Here is a 26,420-nt window from a genome sequence, read left to right on the forward strand (position 1 = left end):
ACTCGGCCCCCGTTTTTCACATGCCGAATTAACTAAGGCAATTAAATTTCGCGCTTAACCTCAACGATTTCGAAGACCTCGATTTGGTCTCCTACTTTCACGTCGTTGTAGTTCTTAACGCCGATACCACATTCCATACCGTTACGTACTTCTTGTACGTCATCTTTAAAGCGACGCAGTGATTCTAGTTCACCTTCGTAAATTACTACGTTGTCGCGAAGTACACGGATCGGGTTGCTACGCTTAACGTTACCTTCAGTAACCATACAGCCCGCAATTGCGCCCAGTTTCGGTGACTTAAATACGTCACGTACTTCTGCAAGACCAATGATTTCCTGCTTGAATTCTGGTGCAAGCATACCACTCATGGCCGCTTTCACTTCGTCAATTAGGTTATAGATAACGCTGTAGTAACGTAAATCAATTTCTTCAGCTTCTAGTACGCGACGCGCTGTTGCATCGGCACGAACGTTAAAGCCTAGTACGATAGCGCCTGATGCAGCCGCAAGGGTTGCGTCGGTTTCAGTGATACCACCTACACCACTACCTACAATGTTCACTTTCACTTCAGACGTAGAAAGCTTCACAAGTGACTCAGAAATTGCTTCTACAGAGCCCTGTACGTCAGCTTTAAGTACGATGTTAAGTTCGCTAACGTCACCTGATTCCATGTTCGCAAACATGTTTTCAAGTTTCGCTTTTTGCTGACGAGCAAGTTTAAGTTCACGTTTCTTCTGATGACGCTTAGCTGCAACTTCACGCGCTTTACGCTCGTCTTTAACAACGGCTGCGTCTTCACCCGCTACTGGCACACCTGAAAGACCAAGTACTTCCACAGGCGTAGAAGGGCCCGCAAGTTTAATTTCATTACCGTTCTCGTCACGCATTGCACGAACACGGCCGTACTCTTCACCACAAAGTAGAATGTCACCAGCGCGTAAATGGCCTTCTTGAACCAATACAGATGCTACTGGACCACGACCTTTATCAAGGCGAGATTCAATAACAATACCGCGACCTGGGCCCTCAGCTACTGCTTTAAGGTCAAGGAGCTCAGCTTGTAGAACGATAGCTTCAAGCAGTTCGTCTACGCCCATACCTGTTTTCGCAGAAACGTTACAGAACTGGTGCTCACCGCCCCACTCCTCTGAGATAACTTCTAGTTGAGATAGCTCAGTTTTAACGCGATCAGGGTCAGCTGTTTCTTTATCCATTTTGTTCACTGCAACGATAAGAGGTACACCAGCAGCGCGAGCGTGCTGTACCGCTTCTTTCGTTTGAGGCATTACGCCGTCATCTGCAGCAACAACAAGAATAACGATATCCGTCGCCGTAGCACCACGAGCACGCATTGCGGTAAATGCGGCGTGTCCAGGTGTATCTAGGAACGTGATTTCGCCATTTTCTGTTTCTACTTTATATGCACCAATGTGCTGGGTAATACCACCGGCTTCACCGTCTGCAACTTTCGCGCGACGAATGTAGTCAAGCAATGACGTTTTACCGTGGTCAACGTGACCCATGATGGTTACAACAGGTGCACGTGTGGTTTTTTCACCGCCAGTGCCATCTGCCAACAACTCATCTTCAAGTGCGTTGTCGTTTACAAGCTCGTACTTATGACCCATTTCTTCAATTACTAGTACCGCTGTATCTTGGTCTAGTACTTGGTTAATGGTTGCCATTTCGCCCATCTTCATCATCGTTTTGATAACTTCGTTAGACTTAATTGCAAGTTTACTTGCAAGTTCGCCAACGGTGATGGTTGCGCCAAGCTTAACTACACGCTCTACAGGTGCAGCTGGCTTGTTAAAGCCTTGCTTAAGATGCTCACCCGCATTTTTCTTCGACTTACGACGACGGCGTGATGAACGCTCAACCTGCATGTCTTCTTCGTCTTCAGCTTCTTGAGCATAACGGTTAGAGTGCAAGTGAACTTCTTCAGCTTCTTCTTTCTTACGACGCTCTTCTTCTTCCTTCCAGCGACGCTCGTTCTCTTCAGCAAGTTTGCGCGCTTCATCAGCCGCTTTCTTCGCGTCTTCTTCAAGCTTCTTCTGCGCTTCTTCTTCTTGCGCTTTGCGCAGACGCTCTTCTTCCTGACGAGCCGCTTCAGCTTCCGCTTTTTCAGCTTCAGTTAGCTCAGGTTCGTCGGCCTTACGTGCTTCAGCTTCTTTTTTCGCTTGTTCTGCACGACGAGCACGCTCTTCTTCAGCAGCTTTCTTCGCTTCTTCAGCTTTACGTGCTTTCTCTTCAGCTGCTTTTTTCGCTTCAGCTGCTGCTTTTTCTTCCGCTTCGCGCTTCAGACGTGCTTCTTCTTCAAGACGCTTCGCCTCTTCTTCCGCTTGACGCTGCTGTTCTTCAACATCGCTACGCTTAACGTAAGTGCGCTTTTTACGTACTTCTACTTTCACTTCTTTAGACTTACCAACACTTAGCGTGCTGGTTGTCTTACGCTTAAGTGTCATACGTGTCGGTTCAGCTGCGCTGCCGTGTTGCTTACTTAAATGATCCAATAGTTTTTGTTTCTCGTCTTCGTTTACCTGATCGCCGGCATTCTTAGTGATACCCGCGTCTTTAAACTGGCCAACCAATCGGTCAACGGTCGTACCAATGTCGCTGGCGAGCTTTTCAATAGATACATCTGCCATTACGTAATTTTCCCCCTGTTGACCTTACTCTTCTTCACTGAACCATACGATGTTACGAGCCGCCATGATTAACGCTCCGGCTTTCTCTTCGTCTAGTTCATCGATATCACTGATATCATCGGTACCTTGTTCTGCTAATTCTTCCAGGTCGGTAACACCGCGGCTGGCCAACACATAGGCCACGTGTTTACTCATACCTTCAAGATTTAATAAGGCTTCTGTAGGCTCTGCACCTTCAAGCGATTCTTCGTTCGCAAGTGCACGCGTGGTTAGGAAAGCGCGCGCTCTGTTGCGCAGCTCTTCAACCATTTCTTCATCTAACCCTTCAACCGCTAGAAGCTCACTTGCTGGCACGTATGCCACTTCTTCTAACGTTGTAAAGCCTTCATCTACCAAGACAGACGCGAATTCTTCGTCAATGTCCAAACCAGCAGTAAATAGATCAAGTACCTTCGCGTTTTCTTCTTCGTGCTTCTTGTTGAGATCTTCAACCGTCATCACGTTAAGTTCCCAGCCTGTAAGCTGGCTAGCTAGGCGAACGTTTTGACCACTACGGCCAATTGCCTGTGCTAGGTTGTCTGCTTCAACCGCTACATCCATGCTGTTGCTGTCTTCATCAACAACGATTGACGCCACTTCGGCGGGAGCCATAGCATTGATAACGAATTGCGCTGGGTTTTCGTCCCACAACACGATATCAACACGTTCACCGCCAAGCTCACCTGATACGGCTTGTACACGTGAACCACGCATACCAACACACGCACCAACTGGGTCTAAGCGCTTGTCGTTAGTTTTAACCGCAATCTTTGCACGAGAACCTGGGTCACGCGCTGCAGATTTAATTTCTAGTGTCTCTTCCGCAATTTCTGGTACTTCCAGACGGAAAAGCTCAACTAGCATGTCTGGGTGCGTACGGCTAATAAATAGCTGTGCGCCACGTGCTTCTGGACGAATAACGTAAAGAAGACCACGTACACGGTCGCCCGGACGGAAAGTTTCACGAGGAAGCATGTCATCGCGGTAGATAACACCTTCAGCGTTGTTACCTAAGTCGATGATGATGTTGTCGCGGTTTACTTTCTTAACCGTACCCGTAACCAACTCACCTACTTTGTCTTCGTACTCAGCAATCATCTGCTGACGCTCAGCTTCACGTACTTTTTGTACAATCACTTGCTTTGCGGTCTGCGTAGTTATGCGGTCGAATTTAATAGATTCAATCTGTTCTTCCACATAATCGCCGAGTTGTATCTCTGGTTCGTCGATTTGTGCAGCAGAAATCGTAATTTCAGCAAATGGGTTTTCCTGTTCTTGATCATCAGGGATAACCAACCAGCGACGGAATGTATCAAAGTCACCAGACGTTCTGTCGATGCTTACACGAACTTCAATTTCGCCTTCGTTTTTCTTTTTTGTTGCACTAGCGATCGCAAACTCTAGCGCTTCAAAAATTTTCTCTCTAGGCACTTGTTTTTCATTTGAAACGGCTTCCGCCACTAACAAAATTTCTTTATTCATTTTCGCCTCTCTTTTGCTTTCGTCGATGAAAGCAGAGCTGTTCCGTTAATCGAACGTGGGAACAACGTTACCTTTTTCGATATTCGCCACAGCTAACTGGAACTGCTGGCCATCCACTTCAATACTTACGATGCCATTTTCGCACGCGAGTACTTTGCCTTTAAAATTACGTCTGTCATCCATTGGCATAGACAAACGAATTTGAACCACTTCCCCCACAGACTCGATATAGTGCTTCTCTTTGAAAAGCGGTCTGTCCATACCCGGTGATGACACTTCCAAGTTGTATTCAGTGCTAATTGGATCTTCAACGTCCAAAATTGCGCTAACCTGATGACTTACATCTGCACAATCATCAACGGTAATACCGTTTTCATGATCAATAAAAACGCGAAGAATAGAATGCTTCCCCGCTCGTACAAACTCGATCCCAACCAACTCAAAACCCAGTGCTTCAACACCTGGCTCTAGCATTTCGGTTAGTTTCTCTTCAAGTTTTGCCAATGCAAACCTCCAAAAACGAAAAAAGGGCCTAAAGCCCACCTGTCATCACCCGGCTCAGCGAGGCTGACTCCAGGTTTTAATACAACAAAAAGCCCCGGACTAGCGGGGCTTTTTTTAAAATTCTGAACCCATACCTGCCAACAAGGGCAGTTGCAAACCTATGGGTAAAACCACCGTTAGGTGATAGCTTGCTAATGATAAGTGCGTTACTTTCCTGTTCTGAGGGAGCCCGCTCTCATCACCTTATGAGCACATTATACGTATAGCCGTCGCATTAAGCAACAGCCAATAGGCGCAGACACTGGAGGGTGTCGATTTTTTCTGTGCAAAATTCGGCCTGCATGAAAGTATTTTAATTGCGGTTTAGTCCTGTAGACTTAGTCTTCGTCTCTAAATGTCGCTTTAATATCAAGAATTTTAGGCATAATTTCTATCATCAAATCGACAAGTCTGGGTTCGAAATGCTTTCCTTTTTGGCTTTGGAGAAAATCGACCGTTTTTTCAATACTCCAGGCGTCTTTATAAGGACGTTTGCTGGTTAAGGCATCAAACACGTCTGCAATGGCGCAAATACGCCCCTCAATGGGAATATCTTCACCCGCAAGCCCTTTAGGATAGCCTGACCCGTCCCATTTTTCATGGTGGGTTAGCGAAACAGACTTTGCAACTTTCAACAACAAAGAATCGCCGCAATCGCCAATGATTTCCGCACCAATCTCAGGGTGGTTTTTCATGGTGGCAAACTCTTCGTCTGTCAGCTTCCCTGGTTTCAACATTATATTATCAGCGATACCAATTTTGCCGATGTCGTGCATCGGTGCAGCATGAAGCAGAATTTCAGCCTGTTTATCTGTTAGCCCATAGGCAAGCGCAAGCTCTTTCGAATAATGGCTCATGCGCATGACATGCATGCCCGTCTCATTGTCTTTATATTCCGCTGCTCTACCTAAACGCTGTACAACTTGTAAACGGCTATCAAGTAGCTCGTCAGCTTGCACCAAACTGAGGTGGGTTTTAACCCGCGCTTTTACGATGGCCGGAGATATAGGCTTAGTAATGTAGTCCACAGCACCTGCTTCGAAGCCTTCCGTTTCTTCGTGCTCATCGTTTAAGGCGGTGACAAATATAACGGGGATGTGCCTTGTATCTGCTTGCTGTTTAAGCTGGCGGCATACTTCAAAACCCGTCAGTCCCGGCATCATAACGTCAAGCAATATCAAATTTGGCTGTCTAGTCTCAGTGAGCTTTAACGCTTCTTCGCCATTTCTCGCAAAAATAAGCTGATAATCATTAGCGAGAAGTTGCTTTAAAACCCTTAGGTTTACTGGCTCATCGTCAACGAGTAATAAAGTAGGTTTTGTGATTTCAATGTTTAACATGCCGCGTCTCTTGGCTACTTTAATTCTTGTATCAATGTAGAGATGCGCTCATGCGCCAACTCGAACTCAAAATCATCGATATCTAAGAGAATTTGAGTTATCTGTTCTTTGTGACTAGCACACCCAACCTCGCGTAAAAATGACAATTCATCTTCATCTACCATGTTTTGCTCTACACTATCGAGCATAGCCTCCAAATGACTCAGCAGCAATGCATTATCGATACTTTCATTAATGGCATTTTCGGCATACAGTGGCGATTCGCTAAGCATCAACTCGATTTTATCTAAGGCATCACGAAGACGGTTAACGTCTTCAATATTCACCTCTGATTTCAAAGCCTGAGCTTCAATTTCCCTGGTCGTATGATAGAAGGTGGTTAAGCAAAGATTACCCGATGTACCTTTCAAACCGTGTGAAAGTGTAGCAACCGTTTTATAGTCTTCACGAATTGCCGCCCCCATTAAGTCGTCGACTTTATCCCTGCAGGTAGTAGAGAATTTATCCACCTCTTGTAGGACGGCCTCTTCACTCCCCCATAAATCGACGGCCTTCTTCAAATCCAACACGTTTTTATCAACTTTAAGCGTAGATGCTGGAGCATTTACTTCTAATGTGTCTGGTACCGAGTCGACCTGAAGCGTATCTATGTTAAGCACGCGAGCAATCTCGTCCATCAATTGAGGGAAATCGACGGGCTTGTTGGCGAACCCTTCCATTCCCGCCTGCTGCGCGGCATGTTTGTCCTGTACTAACACGCTAGCGGTCAGCGCAATAATGGGCGTAGGTGGTAAGCTATTTTCTTTTTCAAACTCTCGACGCTGTTTGGCTGCCTCTAAGCCATCTAACTTAGGCATCTGTAAATCCATCAGTACCACGTCATACGACTTAGCGCGCATTTTATCCAATGCAACCTGTCCATCTGTTGCCGTTTCTACACTGTGGCCAGCGCGTTTTAGCAGCAACGAAAGTAACTCAAGGTTTTGCTGCACATCGTCAACAACCAGTACGGTTAACGAGGTTTCAATACGTGCTGCTTTAGAGGAGAGCTCACAAGATACGTAATCATCAATTTCTACAACTTCTAGAGGAAGTCTGAAAGTAAAGGTCGTTCCTTTACCTTTTTCACTAGTTGCACAAATATTACCGCCCATCAGTTCAACTAACTGCTTGGAAATAGTTGTTCCCAGCCCCGTGCCGCCGTACTTTCGACTCATCGATGCATCTGCTTGAGAGAACGGGTCGAATACTCTTCCTACTTGCTCTTGCGTCATACCAATGCCGGTATCTGTCACGTCAAAATACACAAACTTTTCATCACTTTTGACATTGATAGTCACTTCACCATCGTGAGTGAATTTAACGGCGTTGCCTATCAGATTATTAAGTACCTGTCGCATTCGCTCCGGTACACCTCTGTATCCGTTAGCTACCGAATCATCGACATTAAGTACAAGTCCAACTTTTTTGCGTTTGGCTTCTAACCAAAATGTTGAAATAACCAAATCCAACTCTTCGCGAATAAGGAAATCGCGATAATCTAAATCAAGCTTACCTTTATCTAACTTCGCGCTATCAAGTATGTCATTAAGAAGATGCAACAATGAACGTGCGGAACGGTTTATCGTGGTTAAGTGAGATTTTTGCTCTTCGCGTAGTGCTTCTCCTAACATAAGGTCGCTAAAGCCTATGATTGCATTCATAGGCGTACGGATTTCATGACTCATATTAGCAAGAAATGCGGTGCGCGCAGCGGCAGCTTGCTCTGCTTTTTCCTTAGCCGCTTTTAACTCATTTTCCATCACTTTTCGATGTGTTATGTCAGATATGAAGCCGTCAACATAAAGCACCATGCCATCATCGTCCTTAACCTGCACTCCATGCTCGATAACCCACTTCACCTCTCCAGATTTTGCGACGATTCTATATTCATATGAAAAGGCATCTACATCAGGACTAATAGATGATAGGCGCTCTACGTCATCAGGATGGTAAAGATCTGTGAAAGAGCGCTTAGGATTGGGCAGTATGAAATCTTCAGGCGGGTATCCGGTTACTTCTATTACAGCGTCACTAATAAATACCATGGGCCACCCTGGCATACTTAAACAGCGATAAGCCATACCAGGAATATTTGAAATGAGGCTTCTAAATTTAGCTTCGCTCTCGCGCAATGCATCTTCCATTTCCTTGCGTTTACGTAAATCAGAAGCGAAAGAGACAAAAACGGGTTTACCATCAATTTTTGTGTAGCCAACACCTAGGCGCACTGGTATGCGCTCACCATCTTTGCGAAGTACTTCTACTTCTCTTCCTGTACCGATAATTTGCTCAGTTGGCACTACTCGCTGACTGAAAAAGTCATCACCGTATAAATGACGTCTTTCAGGAGTTACTACCTCAGCTGCGTGCATACCGATTATTTCTTGCTGGGTATAGCCATAGATACGCTCAACAGCGGGGTTAGCGGTTTTGATAATGCCTTTGTCATCTACGGTTAGGATGGCGTCGACGGCTGTATCGGTTATAGCACTTTGAATTCGCTCACTTTCAATGGCGCGTACCATTACATCGCGATATTTAAACAGAAGACTAATGCCCAATACCATGGTAATTAATACCAACGTAACGATAGCAATCGAAATTGCTAGAAAAACAGCAATATCTGAAGACTGACCCGACGTTTCCATTCCTGGTGGCAATACGAATCTTGCTGCCGCCATCCCAGTATAGTGCATGCCAGAAATAGCTAGTCCCATGACGATACTTGCAAGTAATACATGTTTTCCTAACAGCTTTTTACTTTTCGTAGCAGCTGTAATGCCGAATTTAATCCACAGCGAAAGCATGGCTAAACACACAGCGACCACAATAGAAAGGGCAAACATACCAAGGTCATAACGCAGGAGAGGTGCCATTTCCATAGCGGCCATACCACTATAGTGCATGGTGCCAATACCGGCACCTACCAGTACACCACCAAATATTATTTCAGCGAGGCTAATACGGGACTTAGTTAAAAGGTGAAGCGCCACCCAAGCAGCGGCAATCCCGGGAATGGCAGAGAGTCCAGTAATCAGTGGATCATAGTCAACGGGCAGACATAAATCAAAAGCGGTCATCCCCAAGAAATGCATAGACCAAATACCACCGCCTAATGCAACGCTGCCGGTGCCTAATAAGATATTTCGTCGAAGTTTGTCTTCGGTGATCGCGGCTTGCCCTGCCACATTAAACGCCATAAATGAGGCAAAAATTGCTACCATCAGCGAAAGAATAACCAAAGGAAAGTGATACGCACCTTCTAATAACGTGGCGTGTTCTTCAAAAGTAAAAAAACGGGATATCATAACGCGGCCATACTACCTATTGATCTAATTTCTAATGGTGCGACAGCTATAACTTAGCACACTCAGATATGAAGTGCGGTTATTAATTCGTAGCAATTAATTCAAGATTATCGTGTAAAACAAGAAGTCACAGTGTTTTGTTTGCTGAAAAGAAAAAACCCAGCAAAAGCTGGGTTTTTAAAGTGGTTGCGGGAGCAGGATTTGAACCTACGACCTTCGGGTTATGAGCCCGACGAGCTACCAGACTGCTCCATCCCGCGACTGTACGGTAAAGCTTGCGATTGCAATGCTTTGTAATTCTGGTTTTCAAATTGGTTGCGGGAGCAGGATTTGAACCTACGACCTTCGGGTTATGAGCCCGACGAGCTACCAGACTGCTCCATCCCGCGCTTGTACGGTAAAGCTTGCCTTTGCAATGCTTTTAAATTCTGGTTATTTTCTGTGGTTGCGGGAGCAGGATTTGAACCTACGACCTTCGGGTTATGAGCCCGACGAGCTACCAGACTGCTCCATCCCGCGCCAGAAAATTATTGTTGTGAGCGCTTCATTTAATGCCTCGCTTCAACGTGGTGCGTATTATACATAGGGACTTCCGCAACACAAGTACCAGCATGCGAAATATTTCATTTTTCTGACTGTTAGCGGTTTAATTGACCAACATGAACAAAGTTAATACGAATTAACCGATTTTTAGCTCCTATTTACACGCGTTGGTTCAAGCTATTTAAATTTTTCCATTTTTTCAGCCAACGAAAAATCTAATTCTGTGAGCCCACCAGCGTCGTGCGTAGTCAATGTTACCTCTACTTTATTATAAACATTGAACCACTCCGGATGATGTTTTAGCTTTTCCGCCCAAATCGCAATTTGAGACATCCACCCAAAAGCTCGGATAAAGCTCTTAAACATAAACGTCTTTTTGATAGTGTCTCCACTTTGCTCCCATGGTGTGTCATCGGAAACCAGTTCATTGAGCGCTTTCAATTTTTCGTTAATTTCATTATCAGACAGCTTTGTCGCCATTCTTATCTCCTTCAATCACTGATGATTACGTAAAAGTCTTACCTACTACGAGGTACTTTAATCGATTGGTTTAACATTAGAAGAGACTGGAGACAAAATCACAAAGAGGAGTGGAGGCTAAGGTTTACAAAAAAGCCACCCTTTAACTTCTATAGTCAAAGGGTGGCTATACTTCTACCTTATTAACCGATTAGAACTCGATAGCTAAGCGCGCATAGATTTGACGACCTCGTGGATCGTGAACCTTAGAGTCAAACCCGCTGTTAGTGAATAGCTGTGGAGGCTCTTCGTCGAACATGTTAATTGCGCCTAACGTCAACACATAACTTTGTTCTGTATCATATAAGCCGCCTAAGTCGATGTTGTATTGAGCATCTACCGTCAAGTGACTATCCACTTCGTAAAAGCCACCTGAACAACCACCCACATTTGCAGTACCGTCCGCACAATTTTGATCATCATCATATGATGAGATGTAGCGAAGGAAGATATTGGCTGCATGGATATCGTTTTGCCAAGCCAGCCCCAAGTTCGCGCGCAATTCAGGAGAAGACACACCAATGTTATTGAAGTTACGGCGTCCCGCACCATCAATGTTCCCTGCCTGTGGGTCCATCAAGTCATACTTAGTGATGTAGGTCGCATTCAACGTAGGTGTAAAGTTACCGAAGTCTGTCTCTATTTTATAACTGGTTACAAAATCAAGACCCGATGTTTCCAAAGAACTCGCGTTAACATACGTGTTATTTACTTGAAGAACAGGCCCAGTCAGCGGGTCTCCAGCACGGATGACGCGGTCTGGGTTAGTCGGATCATCATTTAGTACCGCCTGCGCGTTCTCTTGAATGATCAAGTCTTCAAACTCGAAATTCCAATAATCAACTTCAACAGAAAAGTCTCTGAAAGGCTCGTATGAGAAGCCAATATTATAGGCTGTCGACTCTTCAGGTTTTAGCTCTTCATTACCCGATGTTCTAACAGCCACAAATGCCGTAGCACCTTGAACGGGGTCAATAAGCTGTTGCAACGACGTTGCACCACCTTGTGCTAAGAACACTGTTGGCGCTCTAAACGACGTAGATATCGAGCCCCGAAGTGAAAACTCATCAGTCGCACGCCACGAAATCGCTAACTTTGGATCCACCGTACTTCCAATGGTACCGCCGTAATCTTCATAACGAACCGCTAGCTGAACATCTAATTCGTCATTTATTGGTAATGCAAGTTCACCGAACGCTGCCCATACATCCTGGCTACCATCAATATCAGGGTTGCCGATAACGAATGTGAAACTGTCTTGGTTAGCAAGGTCATCGTAATCTTGGCTAAGCTGGTTTTCACGATATTGAACACCCAATGCTAACGCAGCAAAGCCACCGCCCATTTCGAACACATCAAACGATGTAAACGCTTCGAAAACTTCAAGGTCAGCTTTAGAGTCAATCACTTCGGTTCCCGTAAAGGAGCTAACCACGTAATCAGAGTTAGGTGCCGTTGTGTAAGACGTTGCAAATGGATTGAAGAATTCGCAATCCCCTACCCCTGGCGTTCCAGCGATAGGGTCACAATTAGAGCCACCTAGACCGTATAGCGCAAGCTGAAACTCGGTATTTAGTACGTCAGGAACCCTAAATACAAAATCGTTAACCGCACGTGTATAGCTTACTTCCCAGAATCCAGTGTCTGTCACACCTTGTAAACTGGTGCTAAAGCGAAAGGTATCTGATTCGGTATTCGCTGGGTCACCAGGGAAGCCGTTACCTTCAGCGCGGCCGAAGAAAGCGACAGGCTGACCAAATGGATTCTGCGGATGATAATCAGGAACAATTGGAGAAGTTAAAATTGGGAAGCTCGGTGCTCCACCACGTTCAGCACGGTTTCTCGCTAAACTGAATTCAGCCGACCATGTAATATCGTTATCGAACTCGTAGTCTGCACGTACATAAGCATTTGTTCGGCTCTCATCGGCAACATATGAATAGAATTTACCGAAATCAAAGCCACAAAAACCAATTTCTAAACCTGGCACTGTACCACTTGGCGCAAGTAAATTGGGTGCACCACCAAACTCCTCACATCCGTACGGGTCGATAATGGGCAGTGCCCCTGCACCTGGAATATTTAAGAAGAAAGAGCCTGGGTTACCCAGAGCACTTGTATCGTCTTGGGGACGACTTAGTCGTCTATCGCTGAGAAAAAGCGGCGAACGGTTGGTATAGCTTATCGCCGCTAGTACGCTTCCGTTATCACCGGTTGCGCCCCATAAACCTTGTAAAATGTATTCTTTGTTGTCGCCATGCGCACCATCTTGATAGTCAAGGCTTACCATTGCTCCGTCATAATTGCGTTTGGTGATAAAGTTAACGACACCTGCAACGGCATCAGAACCATACAGAGCCGACGCACCATCTTTAACCACTTCCATACGATCAATGGCAATCATTGGCACAAGTGAACTGGTATCGACGAAGTTCAGGCCTTCGTTCGTTGGTTGCGCTGTAACGACCTGACGCTTGTTGTTAAGTAAAACCAGAGTAGACGCTACGCCTAAACCACGAAGGTTAATATTCGACGTACCCGCTGTTGCGTTTTGCGTAAAAGCATCTGGGTTGTTTTCAGCACCCGTGTTAATAGTGAGTGTTTGTGTAATATCCGCAATATTTTTTGCGCCAATCGCGTCGATAGCCACGCTATCTACCACCGCTAGTGGAGAAGGAGATTCGAAGTTTTCGCTACGGCGAACAAAACTACCGGTAACCAAAATGAGTTCTACGTCTTTCTTAGCTTCTTGCTCACTTTCAACGTCTGCTTCTTGGGCTGATGCGATATAAGGAGAGCAAAATAAAGCAGTACCGACCATTGCCGCCACTGCTGTCTTACGCGTTTTAAATTTCATAGTGTGATTCCAAATCTGGGCTTATCACTACCGGCATTACTACCCACACTTTCCGCTAGCGACAGGCTGTTCGATTTCGTGTTGTTATTGTCTGAGGCCATGAACAAATATTGACCTACGCAATTGATACTATGCTTGAATTTCACCTTTGTAAATTTATTGTGAATAATATGTTTACATTAATTTTACACATGGTCTGACCAGATATCCTTTAGGATAAATCGAAGCCTTTCCACCGAATTTAGCCATATCCCAATTGAGAATATGTTTCCCAATATGGGAAATTTATTCATTACACTTGATTGATCGCGCACCTCAAAAATCAGGCATACCCTCTAACTTTCAATACGTTACAAGATTATTTTGAAAGGAATGATTCTTGAAACATCAGGAACACTTTATATGAAGGTGCACGAGGTCTATGGAGTTTCCAAAAATAGATGAGGTTTATAAATTACTCAGCGAAAAGCTAGAGTCTTGGGTAGAGGGCGGCATTACGCTTCTTCCTAACATTGTTGTCGCATTTTTTATTGCAATAGCCTTTGGCATTATCGCCAAAGTGATCGGCAACGTTGCTGGCAAGATTATGCGCAGAACGTTTGAGTCTCGACAAATTGCAAGCCTCCTCACCTCCATAATCAAATCTATCGTTTTAATAGCGGGAATTTTCATTGCGCTAGACTTTGTTGGCCTCAAAGGTACTGTCACCTCTTTACTTGCAGGCGCAGGTATCGTCGGGTTGGCCATTGGTTTTGCGTTTCAGGACATGACGGAAAACTTCATTGCCGGTGTGGCCATGGGAATTCGAAAACCCTTTGAAATTGGTGACGTCATTGAGGCAGAAGGTGTATTTGGTAACGTAAAGGAAATAAACCTTAGAAACACCTTAGTTGAAACCTTTTATGGTCAACTTGAAGTTATACCCAACAAGATTCTTTTCCGAAATATATTGACCAATTATTCATATCTTGGTTATCGAAGAATAGAGGTCCCTGTAGGCATTTCTTATGCTGATGATATAGAAGAAGCCGCTAAAGTTATTACGGATGCTATGAATGAAAAAGATTATGTCATCAAAAAAGAAGAAACCGCGGTATACGCAGAGTCTTTTGGCGATTCAAGTATCAACCTATTACTGTGGTTTTGGATTCGATATCCAGGAGAGCCTGGATTTATGGTCGTACGCCACGACGCGATCAGTACAGTAAAAACGGTATTAGAAGAAAACGATATTCTTATTCCTTTCCCTATCAGAACATTGGATTTCAATGCTAAAGGGGGAGATAAGCTTAATAGCATGCTTAAAAAGCAGGATGAGAGAAGTTCAAGTAAAGGTAATACAAATTCATCAACTGAGCAGTCTGATGTGAAAGCGGGTGATAACCCTGAGCAACCCGCAGAAGAATGAAACTAACGGAGATGCAAATGGAAATGTTAAATTCAAAAACACTTAAACACGCTTTTTTAGTACTTATACTCGCAGCCAGTTTTGGGAGTTTAGGCGGTTGTGCAACAGTTGAAGGGGCCGGTAAAGATATTCAAAGTGCTGGAGAAGCCATTGAAGAAGGTGCCGAAGAAGCGTCTAACTAACTCGTTTCTGTCGACATAGGTCTTGCCGATAAAGTAGGACTGTGTAGGTAAAAGCCTGACGATCGCTAAACTAGGCCCTGTTGACCTTTGCTATATATCAAAGGTCAACAAACGCCAGCATCTCAGGCTTTTTTATTTTGTGGCACCATGTTTTTGCAATACACGGTGCGACATATCAACTAGACAACGACGTAGCACACGCATCGTCATACGCATTTGGCAATATGCCGTACCAGTTTGTACAGCCACTTTTACTGCGTGAAACAACAATCTATCAAGGCTTAAGCACCGCGAGCATGAGAAAGCCACCTATTAGCGCTGGGTTCCCATTCGATTTAAGTAAGCAACTTGCCTCTACTTTATAAAGCTTCCCTTGCGCCTTTTCAGTGATTTCGACAAGTTTGAATCGGTATTTAACGGCATCATTACTTTTTACTGGTTCAAGAAAACGTAACTTATCAATGCCATAATTGATCATAGACGCGATACGTTCGTCTGGCGCGATTACCTCAGCGAATGCTTTAGGCATGAGACTGGCAGTCAAGAAGCCGTGAGCAATTGTTGTTTTAAAGGGACTTTCTTTTTCACAGCGCGCAGCATCTAAATGTATCCACTGGTGATCGCCGGTAGCGTCTGCAAACTGATTGATCATGTCCTGCGTAACCGTCAGCCATTCAGGTTGTTCAAGGGTATCTCCCACTGCTAAGTCTAAAAGTGTTCTCATTTTTCAGTCCAATCTCCATTTATTGACGATAAAACTACTATTATTACCTTGAATGTTTCAATTAACTTTTAATAATAGGTATTTATAAATATTCTTGTTACACTAACGTAAATTATTCGTAGATGCTATGTAGCATTGGATCACAGTTTTCTATTAAACGCACCGTGATACAAACTAGCGCCTCTTCATCTATTGGCTTTTTTCAGGGCACTCGCTCTTAAAGGATTAGTTATGAATCTCAATAGAATCGATTTGAACCTTTTTGCAGTATTCGACGCCATTTACACGGCAGGAAGCTTAACCAAGGCAGCAGATGTCTTATGCATTACTCAACCAGCGGTAAGTAACTCTTTAGCGAGACTAAGGGAAATGCTTAACGACCCGCTGTTCGTTCGTACTGGCCACAGTATGACGCCTACCCCCGTAGCGCAAAATATTATTGTTCCAGCTCGACAAGCTTTAGCCTTACTACGCAGAAGCGTGCAAGAAAGTCATACATTCGACCCTCTCACAGCCGAGAAGTCCTTTAACTTTGCCAGCCGTGATTTGCTTGAAGTAAGCATTATGCCTCGACTTATTTCACGTTTGCAGAATCTGGCGCCAAATATTGGGTTGACCAATTACGAGATTCCTAGAAGCCAAGTTGTTTCGGCGATGGCATCGGGCACGTTGGACTTTTACTCAGATGCATCGACATTTACAGACCCTCATTTGTGTAAAGAAAAAATCGCCCAAGACAGACTTGTTGTGTTAGCGCGTAAAAATCACCCCGCGCTCAAAAACGGGCTTAACTTAGATACCTTTCTACGATTAGGCCATATTAATGTGTCACAGCGTAAATCTGGTGTGGGTCCAATAGATATTGCGTTAGATAAAATGGGCAAAAGACGCAAGGAAGTTATGCGAGGTCAACATTTTTTGACCGTTCCAAGTACGATAGTAAAGACAGACCTAATCGCGTGCCTGCCGTATCACCTTGCTAAACATTACGATCTTGCGTTGTACGAGGTTCCTTTTGATTTACCGCCTGTAGAGTATTTCCTTTATTGGCATGTAAGCGCCGACCATGATCACGCTCATATGTGGATGCGTGAACAAATAATGGAAGTAGCGAGCAACTATAAACCTCACTAACGCCACTTCTCCAAACAGCGCTCGTTATGGGCGCTTTTTTGTCTCCATAAACTTATAAAACCACATACCTAAGTATCGCTTAGAACGTTTTCAAGATTTCATTTTTGTCGTTTAATCCTCCCGAACAAACAAACAATCTATAGAAGTACTTGAGGAATTAACCATGTTGAAAATTGTTAAAACTTCTCTTGTTATCGCAGCGACATTAGGTGTGTCGGGCGTAGCACAGGCTGATGTTAACGAAGCACTAGCGAATATCTGCACTATCGTTCAAGCGGACGATAAAGGCGAACTACGTAAGAAAATGCGTTCAGTCGAATCAGACTACCGTATGAAACTTAAAGACTACTACTCAGCAATTAGCTGTGGCGGTAACAGCCTAATTCGTACAGCACTGCTAAACAATGCTTTAGAAGCTGGCGAGTTACTTGTTAAGAAAATGCCAAAAAGCGATTTAGAAGCACCTGAAGCTGACGGAAAAACACTTCAAGCTTGGGTTGCGGAAAACGGTCTGCAAGATAACCCAATTGCTGCGGTTATCAACGACCGACTATAAAACAGTTTCACACCATGTGAACCAGTTCAACATGGTTGCAGAGAAATCTGCACTTTAGAAAGCGACCTTCGGGTCGCTTTTTTCTTTTGTATCAGCTGATAAAATTCAATGCATAAAAAGGAGAGTATTCCCTACTCCCCTTCGTACTAATGCAGATTACCAATACAATCTAACAAGCTCTGGCAAGCTCGAGTTTATTGTTTGCTACCTTTTCGCTAATCAGCAACACCGGCTCTTGTTGATACAAGCGCTCTACAAAGACCTGGAAACTAGCGGTAAAACGCGCTTCATCAACCAGCTTACCAAATACTTCTTCTAGCATTAAAAAACTAAGGCTGTCTATTTGGTTATTACTAGCCGCGTTGTGTAACTTATCAGCTAACACATCGTTGATTTCAAGTGCCCTCCCGTCTTGAGAGGCATGCCTGTCTGAATAGAAGGCCCAGCAAGCAATAACTAAAGCACTTATATCGGTGTCTCTGTTGGCCGCCAAATTATCTCGCACGGTGGGCAATAAAAACACCGGAAGCTTAGCCGAACTTTCAAGGCAAATTCGCGCTAGCGTATCTTTAATGAAAGGATTGGAGAAACGAGATAGCAGCGTATCTCTGTATTCATACACGTCAATCCCCTCTACTGGGTCGAGTGTTGGCATAACCTCTTGTTCCATAAAGATTGATAGAAGACGCTTTAACTGTTTCGCTTCAACACTTTCATGGATAGTTTCAAGCCCTGCTACAGAACCAACCAAGCCAAGTACTGAATGGCCCGCATTGAGCATACGAAGCTTAAGCTTTTCGTACGGTGCCACATCGCTTACAAACTGCGCGCCGACTAAATCTAAACACGGCTTGGTATTGCAAAAGTCATCTTCAATAACCCACTGGTCAAAAGGCTCACACACTACAGGCCAAGCATCTTCTACGCCCTGAGCCCTTAACGTTGCGATATCTTCATTTGTGGTTGCAGGCGTTATTCTGTCTACCATTGAATTAGGGAAACTCACGTTTTCGTCAACCCAAGTAGCAAACGCTTGGTCAAACAGTTCAATATACGCAAGCAGCATTTTCTTTAACACATGGCCATTGTGTTGAATATTGTCACATGACATAACGGTAAAAGGCCTAACGTTATTTTCTTTGCGTTTTTTAAGCGCTGCAACTAAATAGCCGAAAACCAGTTTAGGCGTTTTGGGGTTTTCGATATCGTGAATGACATCGGGGTTAGTGGTAATAAATTCCCCTGAGGAAGCATCAAAATTATAGCCACCTTCGGTAATGGTTAACGATACGATGCGTACTTCGGGCTCAGCCATTTTATCAATGACTGCCTGAGGATCGTCCGGCGCCATCAAAAACCCCGTCATTGCACCGATAACTGATGCACTGCGGGAACCGTCATTGTGCTTTTCAACCAAGGTATATAAGTTATCTTGTTCGTCGAACACTTTTTTCATTGCACGGTCGTTCTCGCGAAGACCCACACCACAAATGCCCCACGATAGATCGCCGGTTTTTGCCATTAACCTGTCTACATACATGGCTTCATGTGCCCGATGAAAACCACCTACACCAATGTGAATAATACCCGTTTGAACGTTCTCCACATCATAAGCTGGACGCCTTATGTCATTTGGCAACGACGATAAGTTCGCTCTGTTCAATAAAATAGACGTTTGAGATTGCATAAGAACCTTATTAGCTTTGTAACGCTTTGTGGCGACGCATCGCCCAATACGCAGTAACGAAATAGATAACGGTGCACGCGAACCCAACATTAAAGAATAGGTCTCGGTTCAATTCGTAAGCGGCAACCGTGTCACTAAGAGAAAAAGTTTTGATTGCCAATGCTATGGACACCAACAAACTCGCTAGCGAAGTAAGACGCAGTAATTTAGATACGGCAGTAACGTCTTCAACGTGTTCGTTTTCTAACGCCGCTTCTTGCTGCTGATAAGCTTCAACACGTGCATTGAAAGCATCTACTTGTGCTTCTTGCTCAGGATAAGCTTGTTTTGCGCCATACTTGGCGGCCAGCGCTGTATAGACAACTATGGTGAAGAACCACGTGGGTATGAATAGATAATAGAAAGACATGACGTCTAAGGCGTTTAAACCAAAGCCAAACACAAGCCCCAAACCCCAACTCGCTACCGCTGGCGTGCTGTGAGTAAGGCTTTGATAATGTGCCCAATAACGTGTGAATCCAATTCGCGGAAAAATCATGTGCTCTGCGAACACAATTGCTCCTACAGGAACAACAAGTAATCCAGCATACGTTAACAGTGGCAGTAATTTAGTAAACACGAACGGGAAACACGCAATTGCAACGGTGACCATACCGACGACCGCGGTCGTTGTGGTACGTGATTCATCTTTAAAAATGGCTTGCGCGGCAAGTCCAGCGCGATAGAGATTCGCGTTTGCTGTAGTCCAACCTGCAACGATAACAATAACGAGTCCAGAAAGACCTAATGCGTGGAATGCCACATCGCCCGGGTCTAATTCACCAATGGACTTTTGAACAATAACCGCTGTTCCTGCGCCCATAATACCGGCTGAAATCCATGCTATATAATGACCAAATAACATACCCGCCGACGTACATAAACCGTAACGTTTACGCTTGGCAAAACGCAGTAACGCCATATCAATAAGACCGAAATGCGTTATCGTGTTAGCTGCCCACGAAAAGCCAATCACTTCTAATAAGCCAATACCAGGCTCACCACTTTGGGTGAAGCCCGTCCACACCGATGTACTACCGATATGAATAAAGTCATTCCACGATGTAAGAAACGTTTGCCCAATTACAGATTCAGCGAGTGCAGGCATTAGAATAAGTGGACCGCAAATGAACATGGTGAACAACCAAGGCGCACAAATACGAGAAAAATTGGAAACGGCGTTAAAGCCATACATAGCGACAAAGACAACTATCACACCGACTGCAAGCACGACGGCAACAAAAGCTAAATTAGTCGGATACCAATTTAACTGCGCCGGAATATTCAATGCAAAACGCACGGCGGTTGCCGACACCGTAATCATAGCGGCCGATATCACTGTAAATATGATGACATTCGCCCAGTTATAGAGCTTGGTCATAGAGTCGCCAGCTATTTTCTGAAGATACGAGTACAAGCTCAAACGGGTATCTACAGCGATAGGCGTAGTGATAAGTGTCCAGCTTAGGACAGCAAGTAGATTACCAATTAATAAACCCAACAGAATGTCGGTCATGGTGGCGCCTAGCGCAACAAAGGTTGCACCAAATACGAATTCAGTGGCTGCAACATGTTCACCGGCATATAAGCCCATGAAATGTTTCCACCCTTTTAACTTATGTTTAGCGACGGGGAGTTGCTCGTCACTAACTTGTGAAATATCAATATCACTAGACGTCGACTTCATCTTCAAATCTCGTGTTGTAGGTGTATTTCCCACTGGTTTCAAAATACATCAAGAGCATTTGCCCAGACATTGGGATATATCTCAATTTTTGTCAATATTTGCATATACCCTCTACTTTGTAAACAGCCATTAACAAAATAAACGGAGGCTTGTTTATTTAATTAACACAATAAAAATGCACAATTAACCAATCAAAATAAACGCGATATAATCTATCCACTTGATACTATGAAGAAATTTTAGAGTCGAAATTTGAGGCCGAAAACCGCGTATGTAGTCGTAGGACTTAAGAACTGCTTGTTAAGGTAGAACAAACGCCATCAATTACCTTACACTTAGGCAAATGTTCATATAATTATGGGCCTGTTGACCTTTGGTGTACGAATACGGAATTGGCAAGGGGACGTTGGTTAAATGTTAATACTTAAAGGAAGGTGACTCTTGCAGGCACACAACGTGGAACTGGTGATTTTTGATTGTGATGGCGTACTGATTGACAGTGAAGTGCTGTCGATGCAGGCGTGGCAAGCACTTCTGTCTAGTTTCGATATTGCATTATCGAAACAATATTTTATAGAGCATTTTCTTGGCAAGAGCATGGAGCACGTTCAGGGTAAGTTAAAAGATGACTTTGCGCTCACACTTACCACGTCCATGAAAAATAAATTCCATGGATTATTGTTCGACAGCTTCGAGTGCCATTTACAAAAGACTACCGGTATCACCTCTGTACTTTCTGCACTTAACTCACTAGGTATTCCATTTTGTGTCGCCACAAGCAGTTCACCTGAAAGAACAACAAAGGCGTTAACCAGCACAGGGCTTCTTTCCTATTTTGAAGACTGCATTTTCACGCGAGCACTCGTTAATAAAGGCAAGCCAGCACCAGATTTATTTTTATATGCGGCAAATGCTCTCAACGTTGCTCCTAAAAACTGCCTAGTTATTGAAGACTCTCAGCCGGGGATCGCTGCCGCTAAAGCCGCAGACATGCGCTACTTCCACTATACAGGTGGCGCACATCTACAGAATTGTATTGTGACATCGGACAACACCATTAATTCATGGGACGAGTTTTACTCTCGAATCCCTGACATTTTTGACATGAGAAAAATTAAATGAGTAAGAAAGCACAAAACGAACTCAATAAACTCGACGAGGCCGCCAGAGCAGGATGGATGTACTATGTTGGTGGTAAGACGCAAGATGAGATAGCTAAAACGCTCAAAACATCACGCCAAAGTGCACAACGCTTAGTGGCGTTATCCATGTCGGAAGGTCTTGTGAAAGTGCGCTTAGAACACCCGATTGCTAGATGTATGGAATTAGCGCAAGGCATAAAGAAAAAATTCGGATTAACTTTCTGTGAAGTCGTGCCCAGTGTTGATGACGATCCCAATTCAACGCTTGGCCTTGGTCAAGCGGGTGCAGCAGCAATAGAAAGAGCTTTAAAATTCGACGCTCCACAAACCATCGCGTTTGGCACTGGCCGTGTACTGCGTGCCTGTGCTGATGAATTGTCAATACTTCACTGCCCTCAGCATAAAATCGTTTCCCTTGTTGGTAATATTGCTGATAACGGAGAGGCGACGCGTTATGACGTGGCTGTTCACGTAGCCGACAGAGTTAAAGCACAGCATTATCCTATGCCTATCCCTGTTATAGCATCTAGTAAACTAGAACGGGAAATTTGGCAACAGCAACAACACATATCTAGAATTCACACGCTTGCCGAACAAGCGGATATTAGCTTCGTAGGCATTGGTAACTTAGGCAGCGTGTCTCCATTGTATGAAGACGGATTTATCGACGATGATCAATTAGCAACCCTCGCTGAATCTGGTGCAAGTGGCGAAATCATAAGCTGGATCTTTAATGAAGAAGGTGCGCTGATTAGTTGCGATATTAACGAGAGAGTAACGAGCTTTAAGTTGAAAGCAACGCCAGAAAAGCCTGTAGTGGGTGTTGCAGCGGGCGACAACAAACTGCACGCTATAAGAGGCGCTCTGCGATCGAAATTGCTCAATGGGCTCATCACGACAGAACGTACTGCCTCAGCACTGCTCACTTCTTAATTTCGTTCTTTTCTTATTAATACAATGCCTATTGCGTACATTTTTAATACGCATTAACTTCAACAAAAAGCAAAAAAACAGCATTAACGTTGTTTTTTTGCACTTTATTTGGCTATTTATTGATCTTCGATTGCAATTCAACTTAGTTTGCCTGCGCCCTTTAATACTAAGGCTACAGCGTATTTCACACCTCTTACATCTTTAGTCTAACGTATTATTCGATATACCTTGTTATTTGAATGAATGTTTTTCATTCGACCTGATTGTTTTTTAATTAATCCCGAACAGACAAACCGATTAATTAAACAAATATAACGAAGGAAATTTAACCATGTTGAAAATCGTTAAAACTTCTCTAGTCATCGCAGCATCAACATTAGCTTTTTCAAACGCAGCACAAGCAAATGACGTAAACGAGGCACTAGCAAACATCTGTACTATTGTTCAGGCTGACGACAAAGGCGAATTGCGTAAGAAGATGCGTCGCGTACAGTCTGACTTCAAATTAAAGTTACGTGATTATTACTCAGGTGTTTCATGCGGTGGTCAAAGCCTTATCCGCACGGCCTTAACGAACAACGCAGTTGAGGTAGGTACACTGCTTGTTAAGAAAATGCCAAGCAAAGACCTTTCTGAGCCCGAATCAGACGGCAAAACACTTCAAGCGTGGATAGCAGAGCAAGGCTTACAGAGCTCGCCAATTTCTGCTGAGCTTAACGATAGAATCTAAGCACTAATTCACATAGCCATGTGAGTCGATTCAACATGGTTGCAGCGTCAGCTGCAATGAAAGGCCCCGTTACGGGGCCTTTTTACTTTCTGTCTCTTTAAATTTTCACGTTCTTCAACCCAGTGTCTTAGGTAATCAAGCTACGGTATGCGTGAGCTCGTAACGCAAGCTCACCCTTTAGGTATGGTTTGACATACCATGTTATTTTACAACATGTTTTTCAAATAGTTAGATTCGGGTTTAATGCATTTCAACGAACGAACACAATCTTAATAACAACAACCGAAGGAATTTAACCATGTTGAAAATCGTTAAAACTTCTCTAGTAATTGCAGCATCAACTTTAGCTTTTTCTAACGCAGCTCAGGCTAATGACATTAACGAAGCACTTGCAAACATTTGCACAATTGTTCAAGCAGATGACAAGGGCGAACTACGTAAGAAAATGCGTAGCGTTCAATCGGACTACAAACTTAAGCTTCGCGATTACTACTCTGGCATTTCTTGTAACGGCCAAAGCCTAATTCGCACTGCTCTTACTAGCAATGCGGTTGAAGTAGGTACTCTACTGGTTAAGAAAATGCCAAGCAAAGACTTAGCAGAGCCTGAGTCAGACGGTAAGACACTTCAAGCGTGGATTGCTGAACAAGGTCTTCAAAGCTCTCCTATTTCAACAGAGCTTAACGGCAGAATCTAATATAACTAATTAATCACACCATGTGATGTAACGATTCAACATGGTAGCGGCAGGACGCCGCACTGGAGGCCCCTTTTAGGGGCCTCACCCCTTTCTAGAACCCTATAAAATTTATCACTTCTTTTTGTACCCATTCAGGTTTTTCCCTGTGTAACCAGTGCGACGCGTTCGGGATAAATAATGAAGGCTGGCTCCCTCAACATTCACGTACTTTGAAACAACCACTGTGCTCACTTCCTCTATGTTGTTTTTAAGAAACAAAAAGGCCAAGCAAAATAACGTATCCAATGATGACTAGGTTAAATCATTATCTCGGCTACATTATTTGCTCGGCCTTTCGTACGTCTTTTAGTCACGCACGTGCATTGCTTTTATGTCGTTACTCGATAGCGAACATACTCTCTGTCATAGACATCAAGTTGTCTGCGCCTGATTGCATTGCCGAAACCAGTGAGCGAGTACGGGTTAACAAACGGTCAAAGTAGAAGCCCGTTGTTAAGATTTTACTCTTATAAAACTCGGTTTCGGTGCTACCTGCATCAAGCTGTTCTTGTGCTTTCACTGCCATTTTTAGCCAGAAGTAAGCAACGGTGACATAACCTGAATACATTAAGTAATCGACAGACGCTGCACCAATTTCATCTGGGTTCGATGCTGCTGCCTTACCGATATCCATAGTGATCTGCTGCCACTCGTCAAGATGAGAGTTTAGCGCGTTAGTCCAAGCACTAAACTGAGCGTTATCGCGCAATGAATTACAGTAGTCGCGCACTTCTTGAACAAACACATTAAGCAATTCGCCATTAGAGCCCATTACTTTACGACCTAATAGGTCAACGGCTTGAATACCGGTAGTACCTTCATACATAGTGCAGATACGGGTATCGCGAGCTAGCTGCTCCATACCCCATTCTTTGATAAAGCCGTGGCCGCCATAAACCTGCATACCGTAACTCGTGGCTTCTTGCGCGGTTTCAGTTAAAAAGGCTTTTACGATAGGCGTTAAGAATGCAAGTTTTGCATCCGCAAGTTGCTTCTCAGCCTCGTCGCTACCATACAAAGTAACGTCAACTAACTGCATACAGTAAGCGGCAAGCGCTCGGTTGCCTTCCGCGAACGCTTTCTGCGTTAACAGCATACGACGTACATCAGGGTGCACAATAATAGGATCAGCTGGGCCATCAGGATTTTTACGCCCTGTTAATGAACGGAACTGAATGCGGTCTTTTGCATAGCGAAGCGCACCTTGGAATGCTGCTTCAGATGATGCCAAGCCTTCAAGACCAGTGCCAATACGTGCGGTATTCATGAACGTAAACATGCAGTTTAGGCCGCGGTTTGGTGGCCCAATCAAATAACCTTTTGCGCCATCGAAGTTGATCACGCAGGTTGCGCTGGCTTTGATACCCATTTTATGTTCAATGCTTCCGCAGCCTACTGCGTTTCTATCTTGCTTTTCGCCATCTTCAGATACGTTAAATTTAGGTACAACAAATAGTGAAATACCTTTGGTCCCCTCTGGCGCATCTGGCAATCGAGCTAACACAATGTGTACGATATTTTCAGACAAGTCGTGTTCACCTGCCGAAATAAAAATCTTCGTTCCTGTTAAGCTGTAGGTACCATCTTCTTGAGGCTCCGCGCGACATTTCAACATGCCAAGGTCTGAACCGCAGTGTGCCTCGGTCAAACACATAGTACCTGTCCACTCACCGCTAACCAGTTTTTCAAGGAACATTTTTTGTAGTAATTCAGAGCCATGGGCTTTTATTGTTGCCATACAGCCTTGGCTTAGACCTGGGTACATCGCCCAAGAATGGTTTGCGCCTGAGAACCACTCAGCAATGATAGATGACAATGAATATGGTAGTGCCTGACCGCCAAATTCTTCAGGGTGAGACATTCCTGGCCATCCGCCCTCAACATACGTTTGATAAGCTTCTTTAAAACCTTTAGGCGTTGTTACTTCACCATCAACCCACTTACACCCTTCTTCATCGCCTGATGCATTGATGGGTGCCAGTACGTTCTCTGAAAACTTTGCAGCTTCAGCGAAAATCGCCGACACCAGATCTTCTGATGCTTCGTCGAAACCTAGCTTTTGATAGTGATTTTGATAATTTAGTAGCTCATGTGTTACAAACATGGCGTCACGTTGTGGAGCTTTATAACCTTCCATA

19 protein-coding genes and 3 tRNA genes are annotated in these 26,420 nt (G+C 44.2%); 8 read left to right on the top strand and 14 right to left on the bottom strand.

All coding sequences use genetic code 11. The features are described 5' to 3' along the window. Nucleotides 1-41 precede the first annotated feature (41 nt). The 10 genes from infB to NO989_RS10310 form a co-directional block, all read right to left on the bottom strand. Nucleotides 42-2,648 (bottom strand): translation initiation factor IF-2, encoded by a 2,607-nt coding sequence (infB, locus tag NO989_RS10265; protein ID WP_061485723.1) that lies wholly within the window; start codon nt 2,646-2,648, stop codon nt 42-44. A 24-nt stretch (nt 2,649-2,672) separates the two neighbouring features. Continuing rightward, nucleotides 2,673-4,169, bottom strand: coding sequence for a transcription termination factor NusA (gene nusA / locus NO989_RS10270; RefSeq protein WP_014949255.1), 1,497 nt, complete (start codon nt 4,167-4,169; stop codon nt 2,673-2,675). Between the two features lie 45 nt (nt 4,170-4,214). Continuing rightward, on the bottom strand, nt 4,215-4,673 hold the full coding sequence (gene rimP / locus NO989_RS10275; protein WP_014949254.1) for a ribosome maturation factor RimP: 459 nt from the start codon (nt 4,671-4,673) through the stop codon (nt 4,215-4,217). 377 nt (nt 4,674-5,050) lie between these two features. Continuing rightward, nucleotides 5,051-6,052, bottom strand: coding sequence for a two-component system response regulator (locus NO989_RS10280; RefSeq protein WP_061485721.1), 1,002 nt, complete (start codon nt 6,050-6,052; stop codon nt 5,051-5,053). A 14-nt stretch (nt 6,053-6,066) separates the two neighbouring features. Next, complete coding sequence (locus NO989_RS10285) at nt 6,067-9,402, bottom strand: MHYT domain-containing protein (protein WP_371342489.1); 3,336 nt, start codon at nt 9,400-9,402, stop codon at nt 6,067-6,069. A gap of 183 nt (nt 9,403-9,585) precedes the next feature. After that, nucleotides 9,586-9,662, bottom strand: a tRNA-Met gene (locus tag NO989_RS10290). 52 nt (nt 9,663-9,714) lie between these two features. Beyond that, a tRNA-Met gene (locus NO989_RS10295) sits at nt 9,715-9,791 on the bottom strand. Between the two features lie 53 nt (nt 9,792-9,844). Then, a tRNA-Met gene (locus NO989_RS10300) sits at nt 9,845-9,921 on the bottom strand. A 201-nt stretch (nt 9,922-10,122) separates the two neighbouring features. Further along, on the bottom strand, nt 10,123-10,425 hold the full coding sequence (locus NO989_RS10305; protein WP_014949251.1) for a 4a-hydroxytetrahydrobiopterin dehydratase: 303 nt from the start codon (nt 10,423-10,425) through the stop codon (nt 10,123-10,125). Between the two features lie 190 nt (nt 10,426-10,615). Then, nucleotides 10,616-13,321 (bottom strand): TonB-dependent receptor, encoded by a 2,706-nt coding sequence (locus NO989_RS10310; protein ID WP_014976347.1) that lies wholly within the window; start codon nt 13,319-13,321, stop codon nt 10,616-10,618. A 421-nt stretch (nt 13,322-13,742) separates the two neighbouring features. On the opposite strand from NO989_RS10310, the gene NO989_RS10315 reads away from it, so the two are divergent. After that, entirely contained in the window at nt 13,743-14,729 is a 987-nt protein-coding gene (locus NO989_RS10315; RefSeq protein WP_061485715.1) for a mechanosensitive ion channel family protein, read from the top strand. Between the two features lie 17 nt (nt 14,730-14,746). Next, on the top strand, nt 14,747-14,911 hold the full coding sequence (locus NO989_RS10320) for an entericidin A/B family lipoprotein (RefSeq protein WP_014949248.1): 165 nt from the start codon (nt 14,747-14,749) through the stop codon (nt 14,909-14,911). A 274-nt stretch (nt 14,912-15,185) separates the two neighbouring features. On the opposite strand, the gene NO989_RS10325 is transcribed toward NO989_RS10320, so the two are convergent. After that, nucleotides 15,186-15,635: a MaoC family dehydratase gene (locus tag NO989_RS10325; protein WP_014949247.1), complete on the bottom strand. Its 450-nt coding sequence runs from the start codon at nt 15,633-15,635 to the stop codon at nt 15,186-15,188. A 231-nt stretch (nt 15,636-15,866) separates the two neighbouring features. On the opposite strand from NO989_RS10325, the gene NO989_RS10330 reads away from it, so the two are divergent. Both NO989_RS10330 and NO989_RS10335 read left to right on the top strand, forming a co-directional pair. After that, complete coding sequence (locus tag NO989_RS10330) at nt 15,867-16,769, top strand: LysR family transcriptional regulator (RefSeq protein WP_014949246.1); 903 nt, start codon at nt 15,867-15,869, stop codon at nt 16,767-16,769. 163 nt (nt 16,770-16,932) lie between these two features. Further along, nucleotides 16,933-17,325: a DUF3718 domain-containing protein gene (locus NO989_RS10335; RefSeq protein WP_014949240.1), complete on the top strand. Its 393-nt coding sequence runs from the start codon at nt 16,933-16,935 to the stop codon at nt 17,323-17,325. Nucleotides 17,326-17,494: 169 nt separating this feature from the next. On the opposite strand, the gene NO989_RS10340 is transcribed toward NO989_RS10335, so the two are convergent. Both NO989_RS10340 and NO989_RS10345 read right to left on the bottom strand, forming a co-directional pair. Next, nucleotides 17,495-19,012: a mannitol dehydrogenase family protein gene (locus NO989_RS10340; RefSeq protein WP_342340690.1), complete on the bottom strand. Its 1,518-nt coding sequence runs from the start codon at nt 19,010-19,012 to the stop codon at nt 17,495-17,497. A 10-nt stretch (nt 19,013-19,022) separates the two neighbouring features. Further along, complete coding sequence (locus NO989_RS10345; RefSeq protein WP_342340689.1) at nt 19,023-20,738, bottom strand: hypothetical protein; 1,716 nt, start codon at nt 20,736-20,738, stop codon at nt 19,023-19,025. A 441-nt stretch (nt 20,739-21,179) separates the two neighbouring features. Between NO989_RS10345 and NO989_RS10350 the strand changes: the two genes are divergently transcribed. The 4 genes from NO989_RS10350 to NO989_RS10365 all read left to right on the top strand — a co-directional run bounded on the left by NO989_RS10350 (nt 21,180) and on the right by NO989_RS10365 (nt 24,240). After that, nucleotides 21,180-21,860 carry an HAD family phosphatase gene (locus tag NO989_RS10350; RefSeq protein ID WP_061485706.1) on the top strand — a complete coding sequence of 227 codons (681 nt, stop codon included), beginning with the start codon at nt 21,180-21,182 and terminating at the stop codon, nt 21,858-21,860. Continuing rightward, nucleotides 21,857-22,813, top strand: a complete 957-nt coding sequence (locus NO989_RS10355; RefSeq protein ID WP_371342490.1) for a sugar-binding transcriptional regulator — start codon at nt 21,857-21,859, stop codon at nt 22,811-22,813. The genes NO989_RS10350 and NO989_RS10355 overlap by 4 nt, the downstream gene beginning before the upstream one ends. 331 nt (nt 22,814-23,144) lie before the next feature. Continuing rightward, the gene (locus NO989_RS10360) at nt 23,145-23,543 is read left to right on the top strand and encodes a DUF3718 domain-containing protein (protein ID WP_014949235.1); all 399 of its coding nucleotides are present in this window, start codon (nt 23,145-23,147) and stop codon (nt 23,541-23,543) included. Between the two features lie 298 nt (nt 23,544-23,841). Next, nucleotides 23,842-24,240, top strand: coding sequence for a DUF3718 domain-containing protein (locus NO989_RS10365; RefSeq protein WP_014949234.1), 399 nt, complete (start codon nt 23,842-23,844; stop codon nt 24,238-24,240). A 379-nt stretch (nt 24,241-24,619) separates the two neighbouring features. On the opposite strand, the gene NO989_RS10370 is transcribed toward NO989_RS10365, so the two are convergent. Next, nucleotides 24,620-26,419: an acyl-CoA dehydrogenase C-terminal domain-containing protein gene (locus tag NO989_RS10370; RefSeq protein WP_371342491.1), complete on the bottom strand. Its 1,800-nt coding sequence runs from the start codon at nt 26,417-26,419 to the stop codon at nt 24,620-24,622. Between the last annotated feature and the right edge of the window lies 1 nt (nt 26,420).

It is taken from the genome of Alteromonas sp. DY56-G5 (assembly GCF_041414725.1).
GTDB lineage: Bacteria > Pseudomonadota > Gammaproteobacteria > Enterobacterales > Alteromonadaceae > Alteromonas > Alteromonas macleodii.